This is a genomic window from Tumebacillus avium (assembly GCF_002162355.1).
In the GTDB taxonomy this organism is placed as follows: Bacteria; Bacillota; Bacilli; order Tumebacillales; family Tumebacillaceae; genus Tumebacillus_A; species Tumebacillus_A avium.
In genome coordinates this window covers 1,246,644-1,259,447 of record NZ_CP021434.1, presented here as the reverse complement: position 1 = coordinate 1,259,447, position 12,804 = coordinate 1,246,644, and the positions used below count along the sequence as shown (strand labels likewise).

Annotated in this window: 7 protein-coding genes; 1 reads left to right on the top strand and 6 read right to left on the bottom strand. The window is 54.5% G+C overall.

Annotated elements, in window-relative coordinates; translation table 11 throughout:
* Positions 1-150 precede the first annotated feature (150 nt).
* From CBW65_RS25035 to CBW65_RS05695, 5 genes are all read right to left on the bottom strand, one after another.
* Complete coding sequence (locus CBW65_RS25035; protein ID WP_269768006.1) at positions 151-276, bottom strand: hypothetical protein; 126 nt, start codon at positions 274-276, stop codon at positions 151-153.
* On the bottom strand, positions 276-1,460 hold the full coding sequence (locus tag CBW65_RS05710; protein WP_087456026.1) for a helix-turn-helix transcriptional regulator: 1,185 nt from the start codon (positions 1,458-1,460) through the stop codon (positions 276-278). Before CBW65_RS05710 ends, CBW65_RS25035 begins: the two co-directional genes overlap by 1 nt.
* 238 nt (positions 1,461-1,698) lie before the next feature.
* On the bottom strand, positions 1,699-2,016 hold the full coding sequence (locus CBW65_RS05705) for an RHS repeat-associated core domain-containing protein (RefSeq protein WP_157721796.1): 318 nt from the start codon (positions 2,014-2,016) through the stop codon (positions 1,699-1,701).
* 234 nt (positions 2,017-2,250) lie between these two features.
* Positions 2,251-2,772, bottom strand: coding sequence for a hypothetical protein (locus CBW65_RS05700; RefSeq protein WP_087456024.1), 522 nt, complete (start codon positions 2,770-2,772; stop codon positions 2,251-2,253).
* A 4-nt stretch (positions 2,773-2,776) separates the two neighbouring features.
* Positions 2,777-9,949 (bottom strand): polymorphic toxin-type HINT domain-containing protein, encoded by a 7,173-nt coding sequence (locus tag CBW65_RS05695; RefSeq protein WP_198299760.1) that lies wholly within the window; start codon positions 9,947-9,949, stop codon positions 2,777-2,779.
* A 400-nt stretch (positions 9,950-10,349) separates the two neighbouring features.
* Here CBW65_RS05695 and CBW65_RS05690 point away from each other — a divergent pair, with 400 nt between their 5' ends.
* Positions 10,350-11,042, top strand: a complete 693-nt coding sequence (locus CBW65_RS05690; RefSeq protein ID WP_087456022.1) for a hypothetical protein — start codon at positions 10,350-10,352, stop codon at positions 11,040-11,042.
* Between the two features lie 174 nt (positions 11,043-11,216).
* On the opposite strand, the gene CBW65_RS05685 is transcribed toward CBW65_RS05690, so the two are convergent.
* Positions 11,217-12,776 (bottom strand): M4 family metallopeptidase, encoded by a 1,560-nt coding sequence (locus CBW65_RS05685; RefSeq protein ID WP_087456021.1) that lies wholly within the window; start codon positions 12,774-12,776, stop codon positions 11,217-11,219.
* Positions 12,777-12,804 lie beyond the last annotated feature (28 nt).

Here is a 12,804-nt window from a genome sequence, read left to right as displayed (position 1 = left end):
AATTTTATATTGCACAAAAATACATCTTGATTAAGGATTCTCGGAATCAGTGATTTTATTCCGAAAAACCAATTTCTAGTATGTAGCTCGAAATGCTTATAATATCGCAAGGCACAAAAAAGACTCTCAAAATATGAGAGTCTTTCGGAGCTATTCAACCGTCGAAGCAATCGAAGGGCCTGGTGGCCGAAACTCGGCTATTTCAGTCTCCGCGTGGGCAAAAGAAATGGAAATAAGCAATGCAATCGCTACTGCTCCAAATGCAATCTTCTTCATTACAATCCCCTCCAATACGCTGATGAGGACAGTGTAAACTGCCCCATAATCTTATAATACTTCATAAGTTCCGCACTATCACTTTCAGCACTGTAATGATTCATCAGAATCTGGCAGGCCGTCACAACGAGACTGCGGTCTAATTGCTTCATTGTCAGTACTGATTTTGCAGGCTCAATATCTTTTGATGAATGGGCTAGCAATAAGAGGAACTTGGCAACTAGTTCAGGGGAATCGAAATTTTCAAAGATCATTTTGTCTAAAGACTGCTTAATAATCTGACTAGCCTCATTATGTAAGCCTAACGCGATTAGAGTTTTGGCATAATCTTTATAACTGTAGTACTTTTCTTCCGGATGGCTTTCTAAATAGAGTAAGGATTCCTCAAAGAGTTTCTTTGATTGTAAGTAATTGCCGAGATTATATTCCGAGTAGGCAACATTGTGAAGAGAGGTACCAATGTCCTTTGTATTGTCCGTTAGTCGATATTGTTCGAGCGATTCATACATTTTAGTTCTCGACTCTTCTAGATTGCCGATATGGAAGGCTACGATCCCTTTCGAATAAAATAATGCACCGGCATACTCTGGCTTAGACCTTTCGAAAGAGGGAGATAGGCTGTCTAAAACCCGCTGCAGCTCAAGGAAATCTTTACGAATGGTTAGGGAGAGAATTAGATTTTTGGTTATTTGAAAAAGCCGTTCTTGATCACCGTATCTCTCATAGATTTCTTTTGCATATGGCATAGCCTTTAACCATAGGTTAAACGCCTCATCATACTGATGGAGAAGGAAATAGGCGCCTCCCAGATCTTTCAGTGCATCAAACTTTTCAGTGATGCCTAGGGCAATGTCCAGATTAGCCTGTCCTAACTGAATCGCCTTTTTTGAAGCAATACGTTTACTTATCAAGGAACGTAATTCAGCGGCAGCCTCCATCGTATCCTCTTGCTTAATTCGGGCTAAAGATAGATTGAGTTTATCAGCGATGATGGTTAGTTCAGATGGAGCTATACGACGCTTCCCGTCTAGACAGTCATAGAAAGTGCCTCGGCCCATGCCGACTTTGCTATAAAAAGAGTTCGGTGTGATTTTTCGCTCTAGCAGAATTTCTTTGATCCTTCTGCCAAGCGAAATCCGATAAGGACAGTCTATTGCATCAGTACTCACCGAATTTGTAGGCATCTTCCATCTCCTCCTGTGTAACGGACTCGTTTAATTATGTATATATTATTATATCATCAATTTCATTTCTAACATAGAGTGTTAAAGCCAATGCTGGTGATCGCCTCTACCGCCGACTTGATGTGACCCAAGACTGGGATGGAGTCGACGCCCATCGCAATCAGTTGGAACATGGTTGTTATCTCCGCCGGTGACATACCTGCCTTCTCGAGCGGGGTCGCAATTCGGCCGTCTTTGTTCATTCACGGCGGGAGCGGGGCCGCTCGATTTCGTCGGGGTTGAAGGAGTAGCCGCAGCGGAGGTCGCCGTTGTCGTCTTCGTAGCACGGCGCATGACCGCTTGGGTCGGTGATGTTGATCGGGTTGTTCAGGGCGTACGCATAACGGTTCAGCGTCTGCGGGAGATCTCCAAGTCCCGTCCAGCTGTCTTGCGTCGTGAAACGTCCGACAGAGGGGCTGTACCAGCGGGCACTGTAGTCCATGAGGCTTGCTTTGATGTCGTAGCTTTTGCCGGTAAGACCGACTTGGTTGTACGGCGTCCAGAGCTGGGTGAACACGCAGCGAACGCATCGTAGCGGTACTTCAGCACTTCGCTGCCGAGGTAGTCGGTCAGGTCGGTGATGTTGATCAATTTGGCTGTTTTTGATTAAACATAGCGCTTGCTCATTAAGTACCATGGTTAGACTGGAGCACTTCACGCCGGATGCGTTTCGGACAAATTGGCACTTTATCCATTTCTCCTCTTAGTAAAAAAAAAGCCATAGGATGATTACATCCTATGGCTTCTAACCTCATCTTAACTCCTCAATAACTCTGAGAGACCTAAAGGAAGCGGGGGGGTTAACTTTTGCAGCATAAAGACCTGAAGACTGCTCCTTAGACAGCATAAAAATCTCTCCGGAAACGAAACTAATATGCTTTTTAAGTTCTGAAAGCAATTCATTCACTTCTATTTTCTCGAATACTTCACTAGACATAGAAACCATAAGATGTGAGGGTTCGTACAATCTAGTCCTAACAAAGTAAAGATCGTAATCAAAAATGGCAGTGTTAAAATCAGATGGCAGAGAATACACCGCGACTGACTCAAATTCTTCGTTCGCCACTATTGATTTTTTTAGCCGATTTTGCGTCCTACTTAAAGATAGTATTTTACCTGACTTGAAGGCCTCCCCAGTTACACCTAGATAATTTGGTGGAAACCCCAGTTTTTCAGCTAAATCTTTGCAGTATTCAAGCCATGATAGCCATGCATTACCCTCTAGATCAATTTCTCCATATAACACTATAGATGTTCTGTATGTTTCGTTCAAACTATCACCTCATGACTTTAGGATACAGTATTTCTATACCACCAGCTTTGTCACCGAGTATTCTTTTATTATCTATCATTCTCTTGATCAAGTCATCCTCGTTGTCAGTCTTACTCGGTACCTCGTATTGATCAACCTTCCCATTATTTCTTACTGCCATTACGTCAGGTCGTCTATTCGAGTTCCCGTTCAACTCAACAACATTGCTCAGACCTTTGTTCAAGTAGATTTCTTTATAATCCCCTGTTTGTGCAAGCTCCTCGGCCTTGTCTACCATCGCTTCCCAATGCCCCGGAGTTTTATTTGTATGGGGTTTGCTTGGATAAACGATTTTACATTCACTTGTATTATGTGTCCAGATCTTCAGACCAGACACGAAATACGAATGGTAGTCTGTCACACTGAAGTTATATACCCGAGTGGTTTCCTGCTTCACCTGGATACCTTGGACTTCAATTGTCATGCCCGAAGCTGTATCAAGCTGGTCACCGACCTTGAGGTTCTTGGTGCGCACCCAGCCGTGGTTGTGGACGTAGAAGGGGTGCTCGCCGGTGGTGGTCAGCGTTTCTGTGCCTACTTGGATAGTATATATCTCTTCGGCATCTCTTTGGAAGGTGCCGTTGACTTCTTTGTAGGCGATCGCTCCGGTGGCATCGTCTTTGGATAGGACTTTGTCGCCGACGTCGATCTCTTCGATCGGCTTTTGCCCGTTCTCCGTCTCGATCAGGGTACCGGCGGTGAAACAGTTGCCGCAGCCCATGGGGACGTCGTCTAGTTTCCTCTCCAGACTCACCGCTTTGTCGAGCGCTTTGGCTGACTTCATGCCGGCTGAGAGCGCGTTCTTTAAGGCTCCTCCGCCTGGGATGAGGGCTGTGACGCCGGAGGCGGCGCGTTCCCAGAAGCCGAGCTTTTCACCTGTGATGATGTCGTAGCCGGTGATCGCTTCGATGGCAGACTTGATGTTGCCTAAGACTGGGATCGAATCTACACCTGCTGATAGCAGTTGGAGAATGATCGACATCTGTTGTGGTGATATTCCTGCCTTCTCGAGCAGAGACGCGATACGACCGTCTTTGTTCATCCACGGCGGGAGCGGCGGCGGTTCTACTTCGTCCGGGTTGGGCGGCGGGAGCGGGTCTGGAGGATACCAGCCGTCGTCGTTGCTGCCTGCACCACCGCCGCCTCCGCGGTTGCCCCAGTCGTCGGGGTTGGGGGAGTAGCCGCAGCGGAGGTCGCCGTTGTCGTCTTCGTAGCACGGCGCATGGCCGCTCGGGTCGGTGATGTTGATCGGGTTGTTTAGGGCGTACGCATAACGGTTCAGCGTCTGCGGGAGATCCCCGAGACCTGTCCAGCTGTCTTGCGTCGTGAAACGTCCGACAGACGGGCTGTACCAGCGGGCGCTGTAGTCCATCAGGCTGGCTTTGATGTCGTAGCTTTTGCCGGTTAGACCGACTTGGTTGTACGGCGTCCACAATTGAGTGAACACGCCGCCGAACGCATCGTAGCGGTACTTCAGCACTTCGCTGCCGAGGTAGTCGGTCAGGTCGGTGACGTTGCCCATGCCGTCATAGTGGTAGAACAGGTGGTGCCCGCGGTCGCGCAGGTTGCCGAGGTAGCCTTGCTCTTTGCGGCCTTGGAAGCCAAACATCATGCGGGAGACGACTTGGTCATCCGCACCACGGTAGTACTGGGCAAATGTCTCCCCGGTCGCACCGTTGTACTCGCTGAGCAGGTTGTTACCGTCGTAGAGGTAATTGGTCAGCTCTTGCTTGAGGTGGTAGTTTTTGATCACACCGCCTTTGCCTGCGGTGCTGCCGCTGCCATTTCCGCTGCTGTTGCCGTTGTTCCCATTTCCGTTGCCACGGCCGTTGGCGTTGCCTTTGCCGTTACCCGGGTTGGGGTTTTTGTCATGTCCGTAGGCGTTGCCGTTGTTGCCAGCTCCGCCTGCAGCCGTGCCTGTACCGCCTTGGCCCATTGAGGCGCCGGGGCCGTTCAGGTCGTAGTACTGCTCATCGCGGGACACTTTGCGGCCGAATGCGTCGTAGTCGTAGTGGACGTACGTCTGATCCGGGTAGTTGACTTCGGTGAGCAGGTTGTCCGCGTTGTACTTGTAGCTGACCTGGCCGTACGCGGTCATTTTCGAGGTCAGGTTGCCGTTGGTGTCGTAGGTGTAGCTGTCACCGTCGACGTCGGTCAGGCGGTTGGCTTTGTCGTAGCTGTAGGTGACAAGGCCGTAGTCGTCGGTCATGCTGGTGCGGTTGCCCGCTGCGTCGTAGGTGTAGGTGACGCGCTCGACCGGGTTCAGGAAGAAGTCCGGGTCTTCCGGGACGTAGTTGGCCGGATAGCCCAGCTCCTGCAGGATCTGCGGCGAGTAATCGCTGATGTCGGTGCCGGTGCGCTTGTTTTTGCCGTACGCATGGCCATTGCCGTTGCTGTTCGGATTTTTGTCGCCGCCGTTGCCGTTGTTGCCATTGCCCGTCGTGTCGGGTTTGCCGCCGGAATTGCCGTTTCCGCCACCGTTGCCGTTGCCTCCGCCGGGGGTTTTCACTTCACCGTTGCCAGCGTTGTTGCCGCCTTTGGCTGCTTGCGGGACGGTTGGGGCTGCGGTGTCGACATCGCCGGAACCGTCTGCGCCGTCCGGGAAGAGCTTGCTCAGCGGCGGGGTGTAGTAGGTGTTGCGGATGGTTTTGATTTTTTCGATCGGGTAAAGCGCTTCGACTACGCGGTGCAGCTCGTCATAGGTGAACTGGGTCACCGCGCCGTCTTCTTCGGTCTGGGTCAGGATGTTGCCGAGACCGTCGTAGGTGTAGTTAAACGTCGACAGCACGCCGGTCGTCGTCTTCGTGTGGATCTTGGTCGGACGGCGGTTGTGGTCGTAGGTGTAGGAGGTGACCGTCTGGTCGCCGCCTTTGATCTCCGTCACTTGGCCGTACGGATCGTACGTATACGAGGTGACCAGGCCTTCCGGGTCGGTCATCGACTGGATCTGGCTGCGCGAATCGTAGGTGTAAGCGATGACGCGGCCTTCCGGGTCGGTGAGCTTCGTGCGGTTGCCAACTGCGTCGTACTCGTAGGCAACCGTTTTGCTCAGTTGCGGGTTGGTGACTGCGGTGATGCGGTTGAGCTGGTCATACGCGTAAACTTCTTCCAGCGCGCCGTTTTTCGCGCGGGTCAGGCGGCCGATCTCGTCGTATTCGAAGACGGACGGGGTCTCGCCCTGGTTTTGAATCTGGGTCAGCAGTTGGCGCTCATCGTACACATACTCGGTACGTTTGCCGAGCGCGTCGATGCGAGCGGTCTGGTTGCCCATTTTGTCATACTCAAAACGGGTGATGCCGTTTTCGCCGTCTTTTTCAGACATGACGTTCGACATCGCATCGTACGTCCAGACGGTGGTCTGGCCGAGCGGGTCGATCTGCTCGGTCTGGTTGCCCATCGCGTCGTAGCGGTAGGCGGTGACGCCTTTTTTCGCATCGGTGACGGCGGTCAGGCGGCCCAGCGCGTCATACGCGTAGGACGTTGCCACGCCGTTGGCATCGACCATGCCTGTCACGTTGCCCATGGCGTCATAGGAGGTGGTGGTGACCTTGCCTTCGCGGTCTTTCACTGCCACTTCGCGGTTGGACGCATCGTAGGTGTACTCTTTGGCCACCCCGTCATGGTCGATCTCGCGCAGCAGGTTGTTTTCCCCATCGTACTCGTAGCTGGTGGTAAAGCCGCCCGTGTCGGTCGTTGCGGTGAGGCGGTTCAGCTTGTCATACGCCAGCTTCGTCTCGCGGTTCATCACGTCGACGATGCGGGTGAGGTTGCTGTTTTTGTCGTATTCATACGTCGTCTGCTGGTTGAGCGGATTTTTCACCGCGGTCAGACGGTTGGCATCGTCATAGACGTAGCTCCACGTCTGCTCCAACTCGTTGCTGCGGGTGAGCAGGTTGCCATTCTTGTCATACGTCAGCGCCGTCTTGTAGCCTTTCGGATCGGTCACTTCGGTCAAACGGCCCAACGCATCGTACTGGTACTCGGCAAAATGGCCGCGCGGGTTGGTCTTTTTGGTCAGGCGGCCCAGCGTGTCATATTCAAACTTTGTCTCGCCGCCGCCCGCATCTTTCTGCAGCATGACTTGACCCACCACATTGTACTCAGTGCGTTCGGTCGCGCCGTTGGGCAGGCGAACTTCGGTAAAGCGGCCTTGCGGATCATACGTGTAAGTGGTGACGCCGTTTGCTTTGTCGGTCACCGTCAAAACACGGCCCAGCGCATCATACGTGTAGCGCGTGGTGTGTTTGAGGAGGTCGGTTTCCGAGGTGAGCTGACCAAGCGCGTCGTAAGCAAACGCGATCTCGCCGTCCGGCGTGAGCGTTTTGGTCAGGCGGTTGGCTGCGTCGTATTCATAGCGCGTCACATGATTGCGGGAGTTGGTAAACGACACCAGATTGCCCGCTGCATCGTATTGGTAGCGCACTTTCAGGTTTTCGTCTTTGACCACTTCGGTAGTGCGGGCGGTCAGGTCGTAGTTGTAGGTGACCTTGTGCCCTTTCGGATCTTCCACGCCGGAGAGACGCCCGGCATCGTCATAGGTAAAGGTGTAGACGTTGCCCAGCGGATCTTTTTGCGTGAGAATCTGCCCGGACGGGTTGTACGTGTAGGTCGTCGTCTTCCCGCGCGGGTCTTTGGTCGAGAGCAGCTGCCCTTTTTTGTCATAGACATACTCGGTCTCGCCGCCGGCTTGGTTGATCTGCTTGTTCATCCGGCCGGCTTCGTCGTATTCGTAACGGGTGGTTAAGCCGCCAAATGTCTCGGAGGTCTTGTTCCCCGTCACATCATACGTGTATGTCGTGGTGCGGTTCAGCGGATCGGTGACCGACTCCAGCTGCCCGATGACGTTGTATTTGTAGCTGGTCACACGCCCTTCGGCATCGGTGACGGTCAGCGGGTTGCCGAGGTCGTCGTAGGTGTAGGTCTCGGTGCGGCCGGCCTGGTCTTTCTTAGTCAGCACCTGGCCGTCGGCGTCATAGGTGAAGGAAACACTTTGGTTCTTGGCATCAGTGACCGTCTCCACGAGACCTGCCGCGTTGTAGGCGTATTTCGTCTCCTGCTGCAGCGGGTTGATCTCTTTGGTCACGCGGCCCAGCGCGTCACGCTCGTAGCGTGTGGTGCCTTTGGGCGTGGTGAGCGCGGCAACGTTGCCGTAGATGTCGTACTCGTAAGTGGTGGCGATGACGCCGGTGCCGGATTTGCTTTCCAGGCGGCCGTTTTCATCCCATTTGTAGGTGACGGTGCGTCCGCCCGGATAGGTGGCCGAAGCCAATTGCCCCAGCGGCGTGTAGGTGTAAGAAGTGGTGCGGTCGCCCGGTTCGATTTTTCTCGCCAGTTGACCCAAGTCGTTGTATTCGTACTCGGTAGCGTTGTTTTGCTCATCGTACTCACGCACCAGACGGCCTTTGTCATACTCGGCCCGCGTCTTCAGCCCCATCGGGCCGGTGGTGACGGAAGGCTTGAGGTTGCCGCCTTGATACTCCATGGTTAAGCTATTGCCGCCCGGGTAGTTCACTTCCTTCAGACGGTTGGAGTTGTCGTACAGGAAAGTGGTGACCTGCCCTTTGGGGTCGGTCATGTCGGACAGTTCGGCATAGTCGTTGTAGTCAAATGTCGACACGCGGGAGGCGTTGTCTGTGCGGGACAAGACAACCTGCCAGAACCACGACACTTCGTTGGTCGTGACTTTGCCGCTCGGCTCTTTGACCGACTGCACAGCGCCGCGGTCGGTGTAGGTGTATTCCCACACCCCGCCGCCCGGCTGTTCGACGCGGGTCGGCTTGTCGAACACCGCGTGGTACTGGATGCGCGTTTCGCGGCCCATCGGCTCGACGCGGCGGGTCATGTTGCCTTTCGCATCGTATTCCATCGTCGTGGTGCCTTTGGGCGTCGTCAGCGACGTGACTTTGCCGTCCGCGTTGTACGCGTAGGACGTGGTCGTGCCGTCGGGATCGACTTTTTGCGCGATTTTCTTGTTCGCGCCAATTGTGTAGAGGGTGCGATGTCCGTCAAAATCGGTGCGGGTCACTTGGTTGCCCGCATAGGCGTAAGCGTAGATCGTGCGTTTTTTCGCATCTTTGATCGCGGAAACTTTGCCGCCGCTGTATTCGAAATAGGTCGCCACGCCGTTTTCCGCACGCGAGGTGATGCGGTGGCTGCCATCGTAGGTGTATTCCACCTTCGAGCCGTCCGGACGGGTGACTTTCGTTAAGTTTTCATTGGAGTCATAGCCATAATAGTAAACCAATCCGCCGAGGTCTGTGACGCTATAGACGAGGGACGAAGCGCCCTGGTAGCCAAACGCCAGATAGGGGCGGGTGTTGCCTTGCAGTTTCTTCATCCGGCCCTGCTCATCATAGTCGATGAACATGGTCAGACCGGTTACATTGTCCGCATAGCGCAGCAGTTTGCCTGCCGTCTTCGGCGCGTCGGTACGCCACTTGGCGTAGTAGCCGTGGAACGCGTAGTTCGTGCCGCCCAGCGGTTCGCGGAGCAGATAGTCGGTCGGCCCGCGGCGGACCAGCTCCTTTTTGTTGGAGGCGTCTTGTGCCGCATAGCTGCCGAGGTGCAGCGGATACCAGATCGTATCATCGCCGTCGTATGTCTCGACGATCATGTCGGGATCGTTTTTCGTGTAGACGTACGATTCGGTCGTGCCGTTCGCTTGCAGGTCGGCCATCGCAAAATCAGCGAAGATCTGCAGCCGGCGTTCCTGCGGAATCGACCAGCCGTGGCCAAACATCGTCTCGTTGTCCGTCTTGTCACTGGTGTACGAGCGGGCGATTTCCAGCTTCGGCCCGTACGACGTATAGGAAAAATCAGATTCGGTCAGCACCAACGCCCCGGTGGCGATGTTGACTGGCTCCTGCGGCGTCACCGGCGCAGGATCTGCCACATCGACGATCGGCGTGTTGCCCGTGCCGCCGGTGGTGTGGTTTTGTCCGCTGACGGCGGAGCTCATGATCTCTCCGGCCGGGTCGAAAGTCTGGCCGTTTTCCGGCAGCCAATCGAGCAGCGGGTCCCACTCACCACCCGTTGCCGCAGCACTGGCCGGTGTGGCAAAGCCCTGGAGCAGGGATGTCACGACAAGCGTTATGATCAAAAAGACCGATAGCGCCTGCCGTTTGAGTCGTTTACCCATTCCTTTTGTCCCTCCCATGATTAGGTATAGATAGGTAATAATGCCTACTATCTTTTTCGTCATAGGGTGACAAAGTCCTACTATAAAATTAGCCAAATTTAAAAAAGAGCAACACTCGCATTCACACGCAGGAGTTGGCTCTTTGTAGGGCAAGCAGGCGAACACCCGCGACAGTGTTGATTTTTGGCGGGAGACTCAGGTGCGACTGTTGGCGCAGTGGCACCTGAGACGTCTTTTTCCATTTTTGAATGTGTACGTGGCATTATATCCGTCAATTTTTTGGACAGGCCATAGCGTCGACTCGTGCTCATTTTTCCATCCGCTGTAACACCAGGTCTTTCTAAAATGAGTATCCAAAATAATGCCTTGTGCCACACTAGCCAAAAGCGAGGTGTTGACCGTGAAAAAGTGGTGGCTGGCCGGGCTGGCCGCAGCGCTGCTGGTCAGCGGCAGCGTGGCGCTGGCTGCAGAGACGAAGGGGCAAGAGGTAATCCCGGTGTCGTACCGGGCGCTGATCAACCGGCAGGAAGTGCTGGAGATCGGCCGGGAGCAGGTCAAGCAGGTCTATCACAAGCAAAAGCTGGACGCGGGGCAGGTCGTGCTGTTTTCGCGGCCGAATGAGCAGGATGATTATCTGTATGCCGCCTGGGAAAAAGGGGGCAAGCTCTACGACCTCGGAGCGGTCGGGACGCTGCCGTTTGCGGAGGAAGCGTTTATCCACACGCACGAGTTTAACGGGCGCACCTTGCTCCGCATCGACGGCGTGTATGCGGCCAAAGCGCCCCAGTCCAATTTTTACGTATTGGAAGGGGATATGGTGAAGCCGTTTGTGCGCGTCAATGGGCACGCCGTGGAGTCAGATCTTGATCGTGACGGCAAGAAGGAGATCGTCACGACGCTGGGGCTGCGCGGCATGAGCAAGATCTATAAGGAAACGCCTGGCGGCCAGTTCGAAGTCGCCGACATCAACCAAGCCACCGGGGCGAAGGAAGTCGTGTTCCAGATGGAGGATGATCTGTTCATCGCCAAGTACGAAGGCGGTGTGACGAAGAAATTCTTCTACACCAAAGACGGCCTTCGCGAAGAGAAATAGGACAGCGAACAAGCGAGCGTTTCGCAAAGGGAAATGGGACTGCGAATAAGCGAGCGGTTCGCAGAGGGAAATGGGACTGCGGATAAGCGAGAGGTTCACGAAGATCAATGAGAGTGTTTGTGGATAAAGAAGACCCCTGTCGAGTCGGACAGGGGTTTTTGGTGTCGGGATGGGTTAGTACACGCCAACGTTGTTCCAGGCGTTCGTGATGTGGGTGACGTAGGTGGAGCTGGAGCCGTACAGCGCTTTGGTCGCTTCGATCGTCGCCATGCGCATCATGGAGAAGGTCGGCGTGGAGGTCAGGTAGTTGTTGATCGCAAAGTACCAGACTTTCCCGGCGATGGAGCGCGAACCGATCGAGGTGGCGAAGTTGTAGAACGCTTTGCTGGGGATGCCGGAGTTGTAGTAGTTGTCTGGGGTGTTGGGATCAAATTGGCTCATGTGGCCGGCGTCGGGGTTGGCGAGGTTGCGGATGTAATCCCCGGAGATCGCAGGCGTGTAGATATCCTCGCCGATCAGCCAGTCGTTGCTATCCATCACGGTGGCATACACGTCAGACACCGATTCGCGCAGGGCATCAGACTGCTTGTTGATCCCATAGGTCGGGTTCAGCATCGCGTCATAGACGCCGTGCGTCAACTCATGCGCGGTGACATCATAGGAGCCGGACATCGCGATGAAAATGGTGCCGTCGCCGTCGCCGTAAACCATGCGCGTGCCGTCCCAGAAGGCGTTGTTGTAACGGGAGGAATAGCGCACCGCGCCGTAGTAGCCGGTGCCCATGCCGTCGAGGGAGTTGCGGTTAAAAGTCGAGTAGTAGTAGTCATACACTTTGCCCATATAGTAGTGCGCGTCTACCGCCGCACGTTGCGTGCTGGCGTTCCAGATGTTGTCCGTATCGGTGGCGTAATACAGAGTAGAGGTGCTGTTGCGGAAATCGTAGGTGGAGATCATGCCGCAGGTCGCAGCGTACATCGCTTTGGTGCGGTCTTCAAGGTAGTAGGTGAGGTTGCGGTACGTGGTGTTCAAAGACTTGGTGTCGCCGAGCACGCCGACCCCGGTGCCGGTGGCTGGCGTTCCGGCTGAACAGGTCAGGAAATGCAGCTCGTTGTTCGCCTGCACGACCGACCCGTCTGCCGTCGAGATGAAAATCTTCCAATTGCCCGCTTCTCCGGTTGGATCGAGGTAAGCGATGTTGACGAGGTAGGAGAGGACGGCTTTTTTTCCTTGCGGGAAGTAGATGAGTTCTGCTGTCGCCGGACGGCTCAGCGCTCCCTGGTAGCCGGTGTGCGTCTGTGCTTTTTCGATGGCCGTTTCTGTGGTGATCGACGCGGTGCTGTGATCGGGCTGGAGTTGCTTGTACTCGCCGGTGATGCTCTGCACGACGCCATTCGTTTCGTGGACGATCATCTGGGCGCCGTAGACGGGAATGCCGTGGAAGGACTGGTCGAACTTGGTGTGCGTGTTGCCAAGGTTGTCTGGCGTGGTGCTGTGAAGTTTGAAGCTGCCTTGTGCCTGGGTGAAACCATAGGTGGTTTTCACTTTTTCCAGCGCCTGCAGGGCCCGCTCCTCGGCCGTCTTGCCGGCGACTTTGCCCAGCCCGCCGAGCACGGTGTGCGTGTTGCCATGCTCGTCCTGGACGGCAGTTTGCGTGCCGGACGCGCCGCTGACGGTGACCGCAAACAAGGATGCGGCTACCGAGCACATCACTAAGGTTGTCAGTTTTTTCTGCAAATTTATGACCTCCCTTTCTGTTATATTT

What these genes read in the sequence shown, in the direction of transcription:
- CBW65_RS25035 (WP_269768006.1), bottom strand. Translation starts at nt 276, where the DNA reads ATGAAGAAGATTGCATTTGGAGCAGTAGCGATTGCATTGCTTATTTCC.
- CBW65_RS05710 (WP_087456026.1), bottom strand. Translation starts at nt 1,460, where the DNA reads ATGCCTACAAATTCGGTGAGTACTGATGCAATAGACTGTCCTTATCGG.
- CBW65_RS05695 (WP_198299760.1), bottom strand. Translation starts at nt 9,949, where the DNA reads ATGGGTAAACGACTCAAACGGCAGGCGCTATCGGTCTTTTTGATCATA.